This window comes from Sphingomonas sp. Leaf9 (assembly GCF_001421355.1).
GTDB lineage: Bacteria > Pseudomonadota > Alphaproteobacteria > Sphingomonadales > Sphingomonadaceae > Sphingomonas.
On record NZ_LMKC01000003.1, the window covers coordinates 505,604 to 522,279 of the forward strand.

Below are 16,676 nucleotides of genomic sequence, written 5' to 3' on the forward strand. Positions count from 1 at the left end.
AAGGTGCTGCCCAATTTTCAGGCACAATCCATGACCCTAGCTCCCATCCGCATCGGCGACGTCGTGATCGATACGCCGGTGATCCTCGCGCCAATGACCGGTGTCACCGACCTGCCGTTTCGCAAGATGGTGCGGCGGCACGGATCGGGGCTGAACGTTACGGAGATGATCGCCAGCCAGGCCGCGATCCGCGAGACACGCCAGTCGATTCAGAAGGCGATGTGGGACCCGGCCGAGGAGCCGGTGTCGATGCAGCTCGTCGGCTGCACGCCAATCGAGATGGGGGAGGCCGCCAAGCTCGCCGAGGACAAGGGCGCGGCGATCATCGACATCAACATGGGTTGCCCGGTACGCAAGGTGACGAACGGCGATGCCGGGTCGGCACTGATGCGTGACCTGCCGCTCGCCGCCGACCTGATCGCGGCGGTGGTGAAGGCGGTCGACGTGCCGGTTACCGTGAAGATGCGGATGGGCTGGGATCATAGCAGCCTCAACGCCCCGGAACTGGCGCATATCGCCGAGGATCTGGGCGCGCAGATGGTGACGGTCCATGGCCGTACGCGCAACCAGATGTATCGCGACCATGCCGACTGGGCATTCGTCCGCCGGGTGAGGGACGCGGTGAAGGTGCCGGTGATCGTCAACGGCGACATCTGCTCGGTCGACGATGCCCGCACCGCGCTTGACCAGTCGGGCGCGGACGGCGTGATGATCGGGCGCGGCGCCTATGGCCGGCCGTGGTTGCTGGCGCAGGTCATGGCCGCACTGTCGGGCGGCACGGCACCGACCGATCCCTCGGTCGAGGAACAATATCGCCTGATCGTCGAGCATTACCACATGATGCTCGACCATTATGGCGAGGAAACCGGCGTCAACATGATGCGCAAGCATATCGGTTGGTACACCAAGGGGCTGCACGGCTCGGCCGAGTTCCGCAACAAGGTGAACCAGCAGCCCGATTCCCGCACCGTGCTGGGCATGCTCGCCGATTTCTACGCGCCGTGGTGCACGCGCGCGGCGGCGTGAGCGCGGTCGAGGGGCTGCCCTCGTTCGCCGAACTGTTCGCCGGCCTGCCGGTGGCGGCGCTGGTGCTGGACGATACAGGGTGCATCGCCCACGCCAATGTCGCGGCGGAGTTGCTGCTCAACCAATCTGATCGGGCGATGCGTGGGCTGTCGCTCGAACAGGTCGTCTCGGTCCCGCCGGGCTATAGCGATCCGCGCGACGGACGGGCTTTCGCCAGCTATGACTGCGAATTGCAGCTGCGGCGCGGCGGGCGGTTGCGCGTCGATTTCCACGACAGTCCGGCGGCGCACGGATCGGCATGGCGCGTCGTCATGCTCTACGGCATTCGCGATGCCCATAGCGCGTCGCGCGCGGCCGGCGCCCGTGCCGCCATCGGAGCCGCCGCGATGCTGGCGCATGAGATCAAGAACCCGCTGTCGGGCATTCGCGGTGCGGCGCAGCTGTTGGCCGGCGAGGTCGACGACCGCAGCGTCCTGACCGACCTTATCATCGCCGAGGTCGACCGCATTGCCGCGCTGATCGACCGGATGCAGGATTTCACCGACGACCGGCCGCGCGCGCTGCAGGCGCAGAATATCTATCCCGTCCTCGCCCATGCCGTGCAGCTGGCCTCGGCCGGCTTTGCGCGCGGGATCGTGATCGAGGAACGCTTCGACCCATCGCTGCCGCCGGTGCGGATCGATCGCGATGCGTTCGTCCAGGTCATGGTCAACCTGCTGAAGAACGCCGCCGAAGCGCTGGAAAAGGTCGAGCAACCCCGCATCATCCTCGGCACCGCCTTTCGCCACGGCATGTCGCACGGCGTTGGCAACGGCGAACGGCGCGCGGTGCCGATCGAGCTGACCGTGACCGACAATGGCCCCGGCGCACCCGCCGACATCGCTGGCCACCTGTTCGAACCGTTCGTGTCGGGCAAGCGCGAGGGGCGCGGCTTTGGCCTGCCGATGGTCGAGAAACTGGTGGGGGAGATGAATGGCTTCGTCCGCTATAGCCGCGAAGGATATCCGCCGATGACCGTGTTCCGCCTCCACCTGCCGCGCGCATGACCGGTTCATCGCGCATCCTGCTGGTCGACGACGACGCGGCGATCCGTACCGTCGTGGCACAGGCGCTCCGCCGCGAGGGGCATGCGGTGCAGAGCGTCGGCACGCTGGGCCAGTTGCATGCTGAACTGCGTGCGGGGTTACCGGACGTGCTGGTGACCGACGTCGTGCTGCCTGACGGCGACGGGCTGGAGATGGCGGCGAAGCTCAATACCGAATTTCCAGACCTGCCGATCATCGTGCTGTCGGCGCGCAACACACTGACCACCGCCGTACGCGCGACAGAGGCGGGGGCGTTCGACTATCTGCCCAAGCCGTTCGACCTCGATACGCTGGCGCTGGCGGTACGGGGTGCGCTGGCGCGGCGATCGCGCGGGGCGGAAGAACAGCCGGTCGACGCGATCGATTCATCGCTGCCGCTGATCGGCCGCTCGCCGGCGATGCAGGACGTGTACCGGGTCATCGCACGGGTCGTCGCGACCGACCTGACGGTGTTGGTGACGGGTGAATCGGGCACCGGCAAGGAACTGGTGGCGCGGGCGATCCACGATCTGGGCCGCCGCCGCCGCGCACCGTTCATCGCACTCAACATGGCCGCGATCCCGCGTGAGCTGATCGAGGCGGAACTGTTCGGCCACGAGCGCGGCGCCTTTACCGGCGCGGCGCAACGCTCGGCCGGCAAGTTCGAACAGGCAGCGGGCGGCACGCTGTTCCTTGACGAGATCGGCGACATGCCGATGGAAGCGCAGACCCGGCTGCTGCGCGTGTTGCAATCGGGCGAATTCACCAGCGTCGGCGGCGCGCGCGTCATCCGTGCCGATGTCCGCATCGTCGCGGCGACCAACAAGACGCTGGCCGTGCAGGTCCAGTCGGGCCAGTTCCGCGAGGATTTGTTCTATCGGCTGAACGTCGTGCCGATTGCCCTGCCGCCCTTGCGCGAGCGGCGACAGGACGTGGCGCTCCTCGCCCGCCACTTTCTCGACCAGGCGGCACGCGATGGCCTGCCGCGCAAGACGCTGACCGCCGACGCGCAGGCGTTGCTGGAGGCGCATGACTGGCCCGGCAATGTCCGCGAGCTGGAGAACCTGATGCGGCGTGTCGCCGTCCTCGGCCGCGATACCGCGATCGAGGCGAGCGAGCTGCGTGGAACGCTGGGGGAGGCCGGGCCGCGACCGGCGGCACAGCCGGACGCCGATCTTGACGACGCGGTGCGCGCATGGTTGCGCCGTATCGCACGCGAAGAGCCGGTGACGCTGGAGAACGGCACGCTGTACGACCGACTGATTTCCGACGTCGAACGCCCGCTGATCGAAGCGATGCTCGATCGCCATGCCAACAACCAGTTGCGTGCTGCAAAAGCGATGGGGCTGAACCGCAATACCCTGCGCAAGCGGCTCGACGAACTGGGGATTGACCCTGCCGTGCGCGCCTATCATGCGGAGAAGGAACGCTAATCCGTCCCAGTTGCGATAATGTTGCGATTTGACGTGCTTTAGCGCGCGAATGTTGTAAAACGGCAACTATGGTTGCAGCGTTAACGGAACCGAGGCGCGCCACATCGATCCCGGCGCGGTGGTTCCCGGCGATCGAGGTCGCTGTATTGGCGGCGGTGATCGCCGTCGGTGTCGGCAGCTATCTGCTGTTCGATGGATCGCAAAGTGCACGGGGGCGGCTGCCGAGCCCGTCGCTGATGGCGCTGGTGCTGATCGCCAACCTCATCCCGGCAATGGCGCTGCTGGTCTTGGTCGGGCGGCGGATCGCGATGCGGCGCGCGGCTCGGTCGCAGATCGGGGGTACGGGCACGCTCCACGTCCGCCTGGTCGCGCTATTCTCGATCCTCGCCAGCGTGCCGATGCTGCTGGTCACGATCGTCGCGTCGTTCCTGTTCCAATATGGCGTCGAATTCTGGTCGTCGCAGCGTGCGCGCGGCATCTTCGAAAACGCGCAGGTGCTGGCGCAGTCCTCCTACAACGAATTTCTCGACGCGGTGGACGGGCAGAATGTCGCGGTCGCCTCCGACATTCGTCGGATGCTGCTCAACAATCGCTATTCGATCGACAGCGACGAATTTCGCCTGCTATACCAGAACAGCATCGTATTCCGGTCGCTGAGCGATTCGGTGGTGTTCGAGATACCGTCGGACGGCCGTCCGCGTTCGCTGGCGTCGGCCTCGATTTACGAAGGCCCGCTGCGCTGGAGCATCGATCCCAAATCGATCGCGGCATTACGCTCGGGCAAGACCAGCTATGTCAGCGTGCGCAACCGGCAGGTCCAGTCGGTGACCCGCGTCATCGACACGCCCTATTACGTCTATTCGGCGCGCGACCTCGACCTTGCCGATTATGCCGAACGCCTCACGCGCACGCGTGCGATCCTGTCGGACTATGACGCGCTGCTCGTCCGGTCGCGCAGCGTCCAACTCCAGTTGAATATCGCGCTGTTCATCGTCTCGCTCATCATCGTCGGGCTGGCGGTGTTCGTGGCGCTGGCCGTCGCCGACCGTCTCGTCCGACCGGTGGGCGCGCTGGTCGGCGCCGCCCGCCGAGTTGCCGGTGGCGATCTGTCTGCGCGCGTGCCCGAACCCAATGGCACGCGGCAGAAGGATGAGATCGGCACGCTCGCCAGCGCGTTCAACAGCATGACCGAGCGCTTGCAGGAACAGACCGGCGAACTCGTCGCCGCCAACGCCCAGATCGACAGCCGCCGCGCCCTGATCGAGGCGGTGATGTCGGGGGTCAGCGCGGGCGTCGTGTCGGTCGGGCGCGACCGCACGATCCAGCTCGCCAACAGCTCGGCAACCGCGCTGCTCAAGACTGGCAGCACCCCGCTGGTCGGTCGCCCGCTCGCCGATGTCGCTCCCGAACTGGGCGACCTGCTGGGCGGCGAGACGCAGGATGCGATCATCCAGCTGGCGGCGGGCGGCGAGGCGAAGACGCTGGCCGTCCGCATCACCCGCGACGATGGCCAGCACATCCTGACCTTCGACGACATTACCCAGCAGCTGCTCGACCAGCGCCGCGCTGCGTGGTCCGACGTCGCTCGCCGCATCGCGCATGAGATCAAGAACCCGCTGACCCCGATTCAGCTGGCTGCCGAACGGCTCCAGCGTCGCTATGGCACCAAGCTCATTGAGGATGACGGCACCTTCGCGCGGTTGACCGAAACGATCGTGCGGCAGGTCGGCGACCTGCGCCGCATGGTCGATGAGTTCTCGTCGTTCGCGCGGATGCCCAAGCCCGTGTTCCGCCACGAATCGCTCGCCGAACTCGCGCGACAGAGCTTGTTCCTGCACGAAGTCGCTCATCCCGATATCGACTTTGCGCTCGATTCCGCCGGTGCCGCACCGCTCGTCTGCGACCGCCGCCAACTGGGCCAAGCGCTGACCAACATCGTCAAGAACGCCACCGAAGCCGTTGCCGCCCGTCCCGAAGGCGCCCCGCGCGGCCGGATCGAGATGGACGTCCGCTATGACGCGCAGGGGCGGATGCATATAGACACCAGCGACAACGGCATCGGCCTGCCGGTCGAGCGCGACCGCATCGCCGAACCCTATATGACGACGCGCAAGGGCGGCACCGGCCTCGGCCTCGCCATCGTTCGCAAGATCGTCGAGGAACATTTCGGAACCATATCGTTCGCCGACCGTCCCGGAGGAGGGACGATCGTATCGATCATCTTCGACCCCGCGATCCTGGCCGCATTGGCCGGGACCGGCACGGCCGAAGAGGACGATCTACAGGAGGTTACAACGCGCCACCCCATGCTTACCCGGACCGGAACGCCCGCATGAAGCTCGACATTCTCGTCGTTGACGATGAAACTGACATCCGCGAACTCGTGGCCGGTGTGCTGGAGGACGAAGGGTATGAAACGCGCGGTGCCGCCGACAGCGACGCCGCGCTGGAGGCGGTGGCGACGCGCCGGCCGTCGCTGGTGCTGCTCGACGTCTGGTTGCAGGGATCGCGGCTCGACGGGCTGGAGCTGCTCGACGAGCTGAAGGCGCGCGATCCGTCGCTGCCGGTGCTCGTAATTTCCGGCCACGGCAATATCGACACCGCCGTCGCTGCAATCCGGCGCGGTGCAGTCGATTTCATCGAAAAGCCGTTCGAGGCGGAACGGCTGCTGTTCCTCGTCCAGCGCGCCACCGAAACCGAACGTCTGCGCCGCGAAGTCGCGTCGCTGCGCGCCTCGGCTGGTCGTGAAGACGACCTGACCGGCAGCTCGACCGCGATCAACAGCGTCCGCGCGACACTGAAACGTGTAGCCGGCACCGGTAGCCGCGTCCTCATCACGGGTGGCGCCGGGGTCGGCAAGGAAGTCGCCGCGCGCCTGCTCCATGGCTGGAGCCAGCGGGCACAGGCACCGTTCGTCATCGTCAGCGCCGCGCGGATGACTCCTGAACGCGTCGATGAGGAACTGTTCGGTGTCGAGGAGGGCGGCAATCTCGTCCGTCCCGGCCTGCTTGAACAGGCTCATGGCGGCACGCTGTTCCTCGATGAGATCGCCGATATGCCGATCGCGACGCAGGCCCGCATCCTGCGAGTGTTGACCGATCAGAGCTTCACCCGCGTCGGCGGTACGCGGGTGGTGAAGGTCGACGTCCGCGTCGTTTCGGCAACCGCACGCGATCTCCAGCAGGAGATTATCGACGGCAATTTCCGTGAAGACCTCTATTATCGGCTGAACGTCGTGCCGGTGCAGATTCCGTCGCTGGCCGAACGGCGCGAAGATATCCCGCCGCTGGTCGAGCATTTCGTCGCGCATTATGCCAACGAACGCCGGGTCCAAACGCCCGAAGTCGCGCCCGATGCGATGATCGCGCTGCAAAGCTATGAATGGCCGGGCAATGTCCGCCAGCTGCGCAACGTCGTCGAGCGCACCGTCATCTTGGCGCCGGGTAACCGCATCGCGCGGATCGACATCGACCTGTTGCCGCCCGAAGTGCTTGGATCGGCGGGCGATGGGGCAGGGGGCGCGACCGCCAGTGCGATCATGGGGTCGCCGCTGCGCGAGGCACGCGAATCGTTCGAACGCGAATATCTGCGCGTCCAAATTCGGCGCTTTTCGGGCAATATCTCACGTACGGCGACGTTCATCGGCATGGAACGCTCCGCGCTGCACCGCAAACTGAAGCTGCTCGGCATCACCGAAACCCGCGGCGACGAATAGCGCGCGGGGACCATTGCGGCGGCGCGGGGTCGGGCCTAAATTGGCGGCTCCGCGCCACAGGGGCGCGGCAACCGGGTGACGGTTAAAGACACTCAGCGGGAAATTCCCGCCAAGAACAAGGGCAAGTCATGGCCGAACGGCAGGGGTCGCTTCAGGACCTGTTTCTCAACTCGCTGCGCCGGTCGAAAACCCCGGTGACGATGTTTCTGGTCAAGGGCGTAAAGCTCCAGGGCATCGTGACGTGGTTCGACAATTTTTCGGTGTTGCTGCGCCGCGACGGACAATCGCAGCTGATCTACAAACATGCGATTTCGACCATCATGCCGGCGGGCCCGACCGACCTGTCGTCGGTGATCGAGGCTGCGTCGGAAAATACGTCGAAGCACGCGCCGTTGCAGGAAATCTTCCTGAACGCCGTTCGCAAGGCGCAGGAAAATGTCACCATGTTCCTGGTGAACGGCGTCATGCTGCAGGGGCAGATCGCAGCGTTCGACCTGTTCTGCATGCTGTTGCAGCGCGAAGGCATGTCGCAGCTGGTCTACAAGCACGCCGTGTCGACCATTCAGCCGGCGAACCCGCTGAACTTGGCCGAGGAACAGGCGTCGGGGGCGGACGAAGCTTGAGCAACGGTTTCGACCGCGACGCGCAGGAATTTACGCGCGGCGCTGCCGCCATCGTCGTCCTGCCCGATATGGGCGGATCGGCGCGTGACGCCGACGCCCGCTTGGAGGAGACTGCCGGGCTGGCGCTGGCGATTGGTGTCGACGTGCGCCACCGCGTGCCGTTCCGGGTACGCGCGCCAAAGCCGGCGACGCTGATCGGCAGCGGGCAGGTGGATCAACTGACACAGATGGTCCGCGATGAAGATTTGCAACTGGCGGTGTTCGATGCGGCGCTGACTCCGGTACAGCAGCGCAACCTGGAAACGGCGCTCGGGTGCAAGGTCATCGATCGAACCGGGCTGATCCTGGAAATCTTCGGTGAACGCGCCCGTACTGCCGAGGGGCGGTTGCAGGTGGAGCTGGCCCACCTTGATTATCAGGCCGGGCGGCTCGTGCGCAGCTGGACCCACCTGGAGCGCCAGCGCGGCGGCTTCGGCTTCCTCGGTGGTCCGGGTGAAACCCAGATCGAGGCGGATCGCCGCTTGATCCGCGATCGGATGGCGCGGTTGCGGCGCGAACTGGACGGCGTATCGCGCACCCGCACGCTGCACCGCGACCGTCGCCAGCGCGCGCCTTGGCCGGTCGTTGCGCTGGTCGGCTATACCAATGCCGGCAAATCGACGCTGTTCAACCGCCTGACCGGGGCGGAGGTGATGGCCGAAAATCTGCTGTTCGCCACGCTCGACCCCACGCTGCGGCAAGTTTCGCTGCCGGGTATCGACAAGGCGATCCTGTCCGACACGGTGGGGTTCGTCTCCGACCTGCCGACCCAGTTGGTCGCGGCGTTCAAGGCGACGTTGGAAGAGGTGGTGTCGGCCGACCTGCTGATCCACGTCCGCGACGTGGCCCATCCCGATACCGCAGCGCAAGCATCGGACGTGGAAGCGGTGCTGAAGGAAATCGGCGTCGACGATACGACACCCCGGATCGAGGCGTGGAACAAGCTCGATCTGCTCAGCGAAGACGATCGGATCGAGATGCTGGGGGAGGCGGCGCACCGCGAGGATATCGTCGCCTTGTCCGCGTTGACGGGGGAGGGCGTCGATCGGCTGATCCGCACCGTCGGCGGTCGCCTGACTGAGGGGCATCGCCGCTATCGCATTGCGCTTGCACCCGAGGATGGTGCCAGTGCGGCGTGGCTCCACGCGCATGGGGAGGTCACCGATCACTGGATCGACGATGACCATGCCGTGTATGACGTCCGCCTGGCGCCCGCCGATTACGACCGGTTCCTGACACGCTAACCGGGCATTCCGCCGGGTGAGGGGACGCGTTCGCGATGTCTCGATTCATCCGCTGGAAAGGGCAGGAGTCCGCCAGAGTCCGGAAACGGCCGCCTGGAGTCGTTTGGATACTTCCCGATGCTAGCTATCGGCGGGTGCCCAAGCGACTCCATGGGCAGCTTTCGGGCATTTTTCGAAAAACGTCAGGGAAGGGGGCTCTTTTTCGCGCGAGCCCAGGCGGATTCCTGTTCGGTCAGCGACCGTTCCGCGAAGTTTGCATCTTCGGATTCCATGGCGGCGAACCGGCGTTCGAATTTCGCGTTGGCGTCCCGCAACGCCGCTTCAGCATCGATGCCCAGATGCCGCGCCCAGTTGACGACGGAAAACAACAGGTCGCCGACCTCCTCGTGCCGCTCGGCATCGCTCGCCGCCTCGACCTCGCGCAGTTCTTCGTCGATCTTGGCCCTCGGCCCCGTTGCGTCCGGCCAATCGAACCCGACCCGCGCCGCCCGCTTCTGCAATTTCTCCGCCCGGGCCAGTGCCGGCATCCCCAGCGCGACCCCGGCCAGCGCACCAGTCTGCCCCGGTTTGCGGCTGCGCTCGGCCGCCTTGACCTGCTCCCACAGATGATGGCCACCGACCACCGCGTCACCAAAGATATGCGGGTGGCGCCGTTCCATCTTGTCGCTGATCGCGTCGACGACGTCGCGCAGGTCGAACAGTCCGGCTTCTTCGGCGATCCGGCTATGGAACACCACCTGTAGCAACAGGTCGCCCAGTTCGTCCTTCAGGTCGGCCATGTCACCGCGGGCGATGGCGTCGGCTACCTCATAGGCTTCTTCGATCGTGTAGGGCGCGATCGTCGCAAAGGTCTGGACCCGATCCCATTGGCAGCCATGCGCCGGATCGCGCAACCGCGCCATGATCGCAACGATCCGACCGACGGTGTCGTTGGAGGGCGGCACAACCGCGTCCGGCCGATCCGTCGCAGGTTCGTTGGCAAGATCGCCAGTTTCCCCCAGAGCAACGCCCATTGTTCAAACTCCGATAATAAACATTATGTAAAATCAGTGTGGCTTTGGCGCTTCGAGGATCAGGGTCCCACCTTCCACACGCCAGCTTCCCAGCCGCGACAGAAAGTTCATGCCGACCACATCCATCTCGCCAAATGCAGGCGAAATCACCACCGGCAGATCACGCGTCTCCAGCGATCCGATCCGTACCGTGTCGATCCGGCCGCGTGCTGCCTCGATCGTGCCATTGGCCGTGGTCAGCAACACCGGCGGAACGCGCCGCGGCGTGACGCTGATCGCCTTGGCCGTCGCTTCGGATATTGCGGTCGACGTGGCGCCGCTGTCGATGAGCATCCGCCGTTCGACGCCGTTCAACCGCGCCACCGCCCAGAAATGCCCGTCGACCGACTGGCGGATGCGTACCGTGTCGCCCTCGACGCTCTGCTCGGCCAGACCCAGCCGTTCTCCCAATGTTCCCATTGCATCGGAAATTCGGTTTCGGTTGATGAAGCCGACGTACAACACACCGACGATGACCGCCCAACCGATCAGCGCCCGTACCACGCTGCCGGCCGATGGACGCCTGGCGATGAGCGACGATAGCGGCAGGACCAGCATCAGCAGCCCGAGCAGCACATAGATCGCCCGGTCGTCGGTCACAAATGCAGTTCCAGCCCGTCATATCCCGGTTCGACGCCGGTCGGCAGGCTGTCGCGCAGCGTGGCATAGTCCATCGAGTGATCCATGTGGATCAGGACGGTTCGACCCGCCCGACAGTTCCGCGCGAACGCGATCGCTTCGTCGAGCGACGGATGGGTCGGATGCGGCGCGACGCGCAGTGCGTCGACAACCAGAATGTCGACGTCGCGGTAGAGGTCGAGCATAGCCGGCGTCACCGCGCTGAAATCGGTTGCGTAGCCGATCGAGCCGCGATCGGTATCGAACCGCAATCCAGCGGACTCGATCGATCCATGCGGCTGATCGGTGCAGCGGATCGTGATCGCGCCGAGTGTCAGCTCGTCGGGCAACAGGTTGCCCGAAACGGTCGCGCGATACCCTGCCCGCCCGGCAAAGACATAATCGAAGCGTGATTGCAGGCTCTTGAGCGTCGCGCTCCGCGCAAATCCTGCGACCGGCGTTCGGGCATTGTGGAACAGCTGACGCAAATCGTCGATGCCGTGGCAGTGGTCGGCATGGTCGTGGGTCCACAACACGGCATCAACCGTCGCCACATCGGCCGCCAGCAACTGCTCGCGCATGTCGGGACCGGTATCGATCAGGATGCGGGTGCCGTCACATTCGATCAGCGCGGATACGCGCGTCCGCCGATTGCACGGCTCGGTCGGGTCGCACGCCCCCCAATCATTCCCGATCCGCGGCACACCGGAAGACGTACCAGAGCCGAGGATGCGGATTTTCATGCCAGCGTCTTGCTGAACAGGCGATGGAAATTCTCGCGCGTGGCGTCGGCCAACGCGTCGGGGTCCTCGCCACGCAATTGCGCGAGGAAGCGGCAGGTGTCGGCGACGAAAGCCGGTTCGCCCGGCTTGCCGCGGTGCGGGACGGGTGCAAGGAACGGAGCATCGGTTTCGATCAATAGCCGGTCGAGCGGCAGGTCGCGCGCCACCGCCTGCAGATCCTGCGCGCTCTTGAACGTCACGATCCCCGAAATCGAGATGTAGAAACCGAGATCGAGCGCGATTTGCGCCAGTTCTGCCGAGCCGGTGAAGCAGTGCAGGACGCCCGGAAAGGCCCCCTTCCCCAGCTCGTCGCGCAGAATCGCGGCGGTATCCTCCTCCGCATCGCGGGTATGCACGACGATCGGCAAGCCGGTGTCGCGACACGCGGCAAGGTGCGCCCGGAAACTGCGCTGCTGGGCGCCGCGGTCGCTATGGTCGTAATAATAATCGAGGCCGCTTTCGCCGATGCCGACCACGCGCGGGTGCGCGGCGGCGGCGATCAGGCGGGCGGTGTCGACATGCGGATGGTCGTCCGCCTCGTGCGGATGGATGCCGACCGTGGCCCACACATCGGCCTCGCGCTCGGCGGTGCCGACCACCGCATCCCACTCGCTTTCGCGGGTCGAGATGTTGAGCATCGCGACGACCCCGGTCGACCGCGCGCGCGCCAGAATGTCGGGCGACGCCTCGGCAACGCCCTTGTAGTTCAGGTGGCAGTGACTGTCGGCCAGCTTCATGCCGGTTCGACCTCGGCAATGGTCAGACGCGGGAAGATCGGCGTGGGCGGCGCGATGCGGTAGCCCGCTGCACGCTGCTCGGCATACCAGCCATGATCGCCAAGTGCGTCATGCCCCCGCCCCGACTGCCCAAGCTGCGACAGCAGCGCGGCAGCAGAGGCCGGAACGACCGGTTCGATGGCGATCGCAAGGTCGCGGATCGCGCGGACCAGTGTGCCGAGCACCGCGTGCATCCGGTCGGGATCGGTCTTGCGCAACGCCCAGGGCGCCTGCACGTCGATATACTGATTGCAGGCGAACACGCCGCGCATCCACGCCTCCAGCGCCTGTCCCAGCGCGAGGTCGGCAAAGGCCGTGCGATAGCCCTCGATCGCTTCGCTGGCCGCGGTCAGGAGCGCCGCGTCCGCCGGATCGCTGCGACCGTCACCGGGCAGCGCCCCGTCGAGGTTCTTGGCGATGAACGACAGCGTGCGCTGCGCGAGATTGCCGAAGCTGTTGGCCAGATCGCTGTTGGCGCGGGTGACGATCGCTTCGTCCGAAAACGTCCCGTCCTGCCCGAAGCTGATGTCGCGCAGGAGGAAATAGCGCAGTGCATCGACGCCATAGAGTTCGGCGAGCTTGATCGGGTCGACCACGTTTCCGGTCGACTTCGACATCTTTTCCCCGCGATTTAGCAGGAAGCCATGGCCGAACACCTTCTGCGGCAGCGGCAGCTTGGCCGACATCAGAAAGGCGGGCCAGTAGACGGCGTGGAACCGGACAATGTCCTTGCCGATCAGGTGCAACGCAGCCGGCCAATAGCGGTTAGGGGCATCGGGGTACCCTGCACCGGTCAGATAGTTGGTCAGCGCATCGACCCAGACATACATGACGTGACCAGGGCTGTCGGGCACCGGCACGCCCCAGTCGAAGCTGGTGCGCGACACCGACAGGTCGGTCAGCCCGCCCTCAACGAAGCGCAGCACCTCGTTGCGACGGCTTTCAGGCTGGATGAAGTCCGGATGGGCGGCGTAGAAATCGAGCAGCGGTTGCTGATATTTCGACAGCCGGAAGAACCACGTCTCTTCGGCGGTCCATTCGACCGGCGTACCCTGCGGCGAAAGACGCACCCCGCCCTCGCCTTCGGTCAGTTCCTTTTCCTCGTAGAACGCTTCGTCCCGAACCGAATACCAGCCTTCGTAGCGGTCGAGATACAGGTCGCCGGCATCGCGCATCGCGGTCCAGATTGCCTGCGACGCGGCGTAGTGCTGCGGTTCGACCGTGCGGATGAAGCGATCGCACGAAATGTTGAGAATGCCCGCCATGTCACGGAAATATCCTGACATTTCATCGGCAAGGTCACGCACCTCGACGCCCCGGTCGCGCGCCGTCTTGACCATTTTCAGGCCGTGTTCGTCGGTGCCGGTCTGAAAGAACACGTCGCGCCCGGCCTGCCGCTGGAAACGGGCAATGGAGTCGGCGGCGATCATTTCATAGGCGTGGCCGATATGCGGCCGACCGTTGGGATAATGGATCGCGGTGGTGATGTAGAATGGATCGGACATGGCCCGAGCCTCTAGGCGATCCCGCGCGCGGGCGCCAGTCGCGCAACAAGGCCCGCCATCTCGAATACGGTCGTTTCCGCGACCAGCGACAGGGCCGGTGCCATCGCCGCCAATGCCCGCGCCTTGTCATAGGCATCCAGCGCATCGCGCAACGGCGATCCGGTGCGCGTCCGCGCCGCTGCCGCGATCAGCGCCGGTGCACGGTCGAGGAATACGGCATAGCGCGGTTGCGCGGTCTTGCCCGCCAGCGCCTTGGCCAGGCGCGACCGGATGCGGTTGTCGGCATCGCCCGTCTCGGCGATCGTCGCCAGATCGCGGTCCAGCGCGGCGACAGACAGGCCAGCATAGGCCAGCGCCCGTCCGGGCGATCCATCCGCCGCCGCGACCAGCGCGTCGATCTCCGCGCCGTCGATCTCCGGCAGGGTATTGCGCAGCACCTGTGCGACTTCGCCGTCGCGCAGCGGATCGAAGCGCAACTGCCGACAACGCGAGCGGATGGTCGGCAGCAACCGGCCGGGCGAATGGCTGACCAGCAGGAAGATCGTGCCGACCGGCGGTTCTTCCAGATTCTTCAGCAGGGCATTGGCACCGGGCCGCTCCAGATCGTCGATCGCATCGATCACCACGACGCGGCGCGACGACAGCGCCGGCTTGGTCGCGAACATCGGCTGAAACGTGCGGACCTGATCGATCTTGATGCTGCGGGCGATGTCCTGGTCGGGCTTGTCCGGGTCCTTGGGCAGGCGCACCAGCGCGCGATAATCGGGATGGGCGCCCGCCGCCATCAACTGCGTGACGCGGTGGTCGTCCGTAATTTCGCCGCGCATCCGGCTGCGCCCGTCGAGCGCTGTCGCCAGCAGGCGCAGCGCCATTTCCCGTGCAAAGCCGCCCTTGCCGACCCCCTCCGGTCCGGTCAGCAGCCATGCGTGATGCAGCGCGGTACTCTCGGCCGCCGCAACAAAGGCTTCCCGCGCGGCGTCGTTGCCGATCAGGGTCACGGCAGCAGGTCGGCGATCGCGTCGATCAGCCGCGCCGTGACGTCCTCGACCGCACCTGCTGCGTCGATCCGGCGTACGCGGTCGGGTTCAGCTTCCGCAATCCGCGCGAAGGTCGCGCCGACCGAGCGATGGAAAGCATCGTCGCGCGCCGCGAAGCGATCCGCCGCCGCGCCGTCACGTGCCTGCGCCCGCGCATCGCCCTCACCATCGGGCAGGGTCAGCAACAGCGTCCGGTCGGGCAGAAGCCCACGCGATCCAAACCCATGCAGCGCAAGGATCGCGGCGTCATCGATCCCCTGTGCCCCCTGATAGGCGCGGGTGCTGTCGAGGAAGCGATCGCAGATCACCCAGCTGCCGGCATCGACCATCGGCCGGATCAGCTTTTCGACATGATCCGCGCGCGCAGCGGCAAAGAGCAACGCTTCGGCATGCGCGCTCCACCGGCGGACGTCACCCTGCATCAGCAGGGCGCGGATCGCCTCCGCGCCCTCGCTGCCGCCCGGCTCGCGCGTCAGCACCGCATGGATGCCGCGCGCTTCCAGCGCCGCGACGAGGGCGCGGGCCTGGGTCGATTTGCCGACCCCTTCCCCACCCTCCAGCGTCAGGAACCGGCCCGCGCTCAAGCGAACAGCGAGGTCAGGCTTGCCCAGACGCGACCGAAGAAACCGGCCTCTGCCACGTCCTTTTCCGCGACCAGCGGCATGCGCTGTTCACCCGTGTCGGGCGAAGCGATCACCAGGTCGGCAATGTGCTGGCCCTTGGCGATCGGCGCCTTGATCGGGCCGGTATAGACGACCTTTGCCGTGATCGGGCTGTTGGTGCCCGCCGGCATGGTCACGGTCAGCGCGCGCGGCGCGACCAGCCCGACCGTCGCCGAATCACCCAGTTGCACCTCGGCGGTCTCGACCCGCTTGCCGGCCGCCACGATCGGGCGCGCGCGCCATGCGCCGAAGCCCCAGTTCATGAACTTTACCGACTCGGCGATCCGCTGGTTCGCGCTGGTCAGCCCGGCGACGACCATCACCAAGCGGCGACCATCCTGTTCGGCCGAACCGGTGAAGCCATAGCCGGCCTCCTCGGTATGGCCGGTCTTCAGGCCGTCGGCCCCGCGCACGCGGCCGAGCAGCGGATCGCGGTTCGCCTGGGTGATCGCAGCCCCTTCGCCCAGCGTCTTGCCCCAGGTGAAATCGGTCTTCGAATAGAATTTCTTGTATAGCTGCGGATGGTTCTGGATCGTCGCGGTGGCGAGCTTCGCCAGGTCGCGTGCGGTCACATAGGTGCGACCCTCGTCCGGCCAACCGTTCGACGTGCCGAAATGGCTGTTGCTGAGGCCCAGTTCCTTGGCCCGCTGGTTCATCAGGTTGGTGAACGCTTCCTCGGAACCGGCAATCTTTTCGGCCAGCACGACGCAGGCGTCGTTTCCGGACAGAACGATAATGCCGTACAGCAGGTTCTCGACGCTGACATTCTCGTTCACCGACAGGAACATCGTCGAACCCGCCTGGGGCCCGTGCCACTTCTTCCACGTTTCCGGCGCGACGGTCGCGGTGTCGCTGAGCTTCAGCTCGCCCTTCTTGATCAGGTCGAACGCGACATAGGCGGTCATCATCTTCGCCATCGACGCCGGCGGCATCCGGCGGTCGGCATCCTTTGCGTACAGCGTCGCACCCGACGACAGGTCGGTCATAAACGCAACCGGTGCCGGCGTATCGAACGGCGGCGCGGCGGCGATGCCGGGGGTGGCAATGGCGATGGCGGCGATGCTCGAAAGGGCGATCTTACGCATGGGGCACGAGTTTCC

14 protein-coding genes and 1 pseudogene are annotated in these 16,676 nt (G+C 65.9%); 7 read left to right on the plus strand and 8 right to left on the minus strand.

The features are described from left to right. Positions 1-30 precede the first annotated feature (30 nt). From dusB to hflX, 7 genes and pseudogenes are all read left to right on the plus strand, one after another. The gene (gene dusB / locus ASE58_RS10225) at positions 31-1,026 is read left to right on the plus strand and encodes a tRNA dihydrouridine synthase DusB (protein ID WP_055820627.1); all 996 of its coding nucleotides are present in this window, start codon (positions 31-33) and stop codon (positions 1,024-1,026) included. Next, positions 1,002-2,072, plus strand: a complete 1,071-nt coding sequence (locus tag ASE58_RS10230) for a two-component system sensor histidine kinase NtrB (protein ID WP_055820630.1) — start codon at positions 1,002-1,004, stop codon at positions 2,070-2,072. The genes dusB and ASE58_RS10230 overlap by 25 nt, the downstream gene beginning before the upstream one ends. Continuing rightward, entirely contained in the window at positions 2,069-3,523 is a 1,455-nt protein-coding gene (ntrC, locus tag ASE58_RS10235) for a nitrogen regulation protein NR(I) (RefSeq protein ID WP_055820633.1), read from the plus strand. The genes ASE58_RS10230 and ntrC overlap by 4 nt, the downstream gene beginning before the upstream one ends. Positions 3,524-3,591: 68 nt before the next feature. Next, positions 3,592-5,859 carry a sensor histidine kinase NtrY-like gene (locus ASE58_RS10240; protein WP_082467874.1) on the plus strand — a complete coding sequence of 756 codons (2,268 nt, stop codon included), beginning with the start codon at positions 3,592-3,594 and terminating at the stop codon, positions 5,857-5,859. Next, the gene (gene ntrX / locus ASE58_RS10245) at positions 5,856-7,238 is read left to right on the plus strand and encodes a nitrogen assimilation response regulator NtrX (RefSeq protein WP_055756642.1); all 1,383 of its coding nucleotides are present in this window, start codon (positions 5,856-5,858) and stop codon (positions 7,236-7,238) included. The genes ASE58_RS10240 and ntrX overlap by 4 nt, the downstream gene beginning before the upstream one ends. A 116-nt stretch (positions 7,239-7,354) precedes the next feature. Next, a pseudogene (hfq, locus tag ASE58_RS10250) lies at positions 7,355-7,861 on the plus strand (RNA chaperone Hfq); the annotation flags it as partial. Further along, a complete protein-coding gene (hflX, locus tag ASE58_RS10255) occupies positions 7,858-9,144 on the plus strand; it encodes a GTPase HflX (RefSeq protein WP_055820640.1) in 1,287 nt (428 codons plus the stop codon). The pseudogene hfq and the gene hflX, both read left to right, overlap by 4 nt. Before the next feature lie 182 nt (positions 9,145-9,326). Here hflX and mazG read toward each other — a convergent pair whose 3' ends face one another. The 8 genes from mazG to ASE58_RS10295 all read right to left on the minus strand — a co-directional run bounded on the left by mazG (position 9,327) and on the right by ASE58_RS10295 (position 16,661). Continuing rightward, a complete protein-coding gene (gene mazG, locus ASE58_RS10260) occupies positions 9,327-10,046 on the minus strand; it encodes a nucleoside triphosphate pyrophosphohydrolase (RefSeq protein ID WP_055821118.1) in 720 nt (239 codons plus the stop codon). Between the two features lie 144 nt (positions 10,047-10,190). Then, a complete protein-coding gene (locus tag ASE58_RS10265; RefSeq protein ID WP_235513563.1) occupies positions 10,191-10,796 on the minus strand; it encodes a retropepsin-like aspartic protease family protein in 606 nt (201 codons plus the stop codon). After that, positions 10,793-11,557, minus strand: a complete 765-nt coding sequence (locus ASE58_RS10270) for an MBL fold metallo-hydrolase (protein ID WP_055820643.1) — start codon at positions 11,555-11,557, stop codon at positions 10,793-10,795. The genes ASE58_RS10265 and ASE58_RS10270 overlap by 4 nt, the downstream gene beginning before the upstream one ends. Next, a complete protein-coding gene (locus ASE58_RS10275; RefSeq protein WP_055820647.1) occupies positions 11,554-12,333 on the minus strand; it encodes a TatD family hydrolase in 780 nt (259 codons plus the stop codon). Before ASE58_RS10275 ends, ASE58_RS10270 begins: the two co-directional genes overlap by 4 nt. Continuing rightward, positions 12,330-13,877, minus strand: a complete 1,548-nt coding sequence (gene metG / locus ASE58_RS10280; RefSeq protein WP_055820650.1) for a methionine--tRNA ligase — start codon at positions 13,875-13,877, stop codon at positions 12,330-12,332. Before metG ends, ASE58_RS10275 begins: the two co-directional genes overlap by 4 nt. Before the next feature lie 11 nt (positions 13,878-13,888). Further along, positions 13,889-14,875, minus strand: a complete 987-nt coding sequence (locus ASE58_RS10285; RefSeq protein WP_055820653.1) for a DNA polymerase — start codon at positions 14,873-14,875, stop codon at positions 13,889-13,891. Further along, positions 14,872-15,498, minus strand: a complete 627-nt coding sequence (tmk, locus tag ASE58_RS10290) for a dTMP kinase (RefSeq protein WP_055820656.1) — start codon at positions 15,496-15,498, stop codon at positions 14,872-14,874. Before tmk ends, ASE58_RS10285 begins: the two co-directional genes overlap by 4 nt. After that, positions 15,495-16,661: a D-alanyl-D-alanine carboxypeptidase family protein gene (locus ASE58_RS10295; RefSeq protein ID WP_055820659.1), complete on the minus strand. Its 1,167-nt coding sequence runs from the start codon at positions 16,659-16,661 to the stop codon at positions 15,495-15,497. Before ASE58_RS10295 ends, tmk begins: the two co-directional genes overlap by 4 nt. Positions 16,662-16,676: the final 15 nt, after the last annotated feature.

Bases quoted from the DNA above. Each gene is read 5' to 3' on its own strand.
- dusB (WP_055820627.1), top strand. From the start codon at position 31: ATGACCCTAGCTCCCATCCGCATCGGCGACGTCGTGATCGATACGCCG.
- ntrC (WP_055820633.1), top strand. From the start codon at position 2,069: ATGACCGGTTCATCGCGCATCCTGCTGGTCGACGACGACGCGGCGATC.
- ASE58_RS10240 (WP_082467874.1), top strand. From the start codon at position 3,592: ATGGTTGCAGCGTTAACGGAACCGAGGCGCGCCACATCGATCCCGGCG.
- ntrX (WP_055756642.1), top strand. From the start codon at position 5,856: ATGAAGCTCGACATTCTCGTCGTTGACGATGAAACTGACATCCGCGAA.
- mazG (WP_055821118.1), bottom strand. From the start codon at position 10,046: ATGGCGCGGTTGCGCGATCCGGCGCATGGCTGCCAATGGGATCGGGTC.
- ASE58_RS10270 (WP_055820643.1), bottom strand. From the start codon at position 11,557: ATGAAAATCCGCATCCTCGGCTCTGGTACGTCTTCCGGTGTGCCGCGG.
- ASE58_RS10275 (WP_055820647.1), bottom strand. From the start codon at position 12,333: ATGAAGCTGGCCGACAGTCACTGCCACCTGAACTACAAGGGCGTTGCC.
- metG (WP_055820650.1), bottom strand. From the start codon at position 13,877: ATGTCCGATCCATTCTACATCACCACCGCGATCCATTATCCCAACGGT.
- ASE58_RS10295 (WP_055820659.1), bottom strand. From the start codon at position 16,661: ATGCGTAAGATCGCCCTTTCGAGCATCGCCGCCATCGCCATTGCCACC.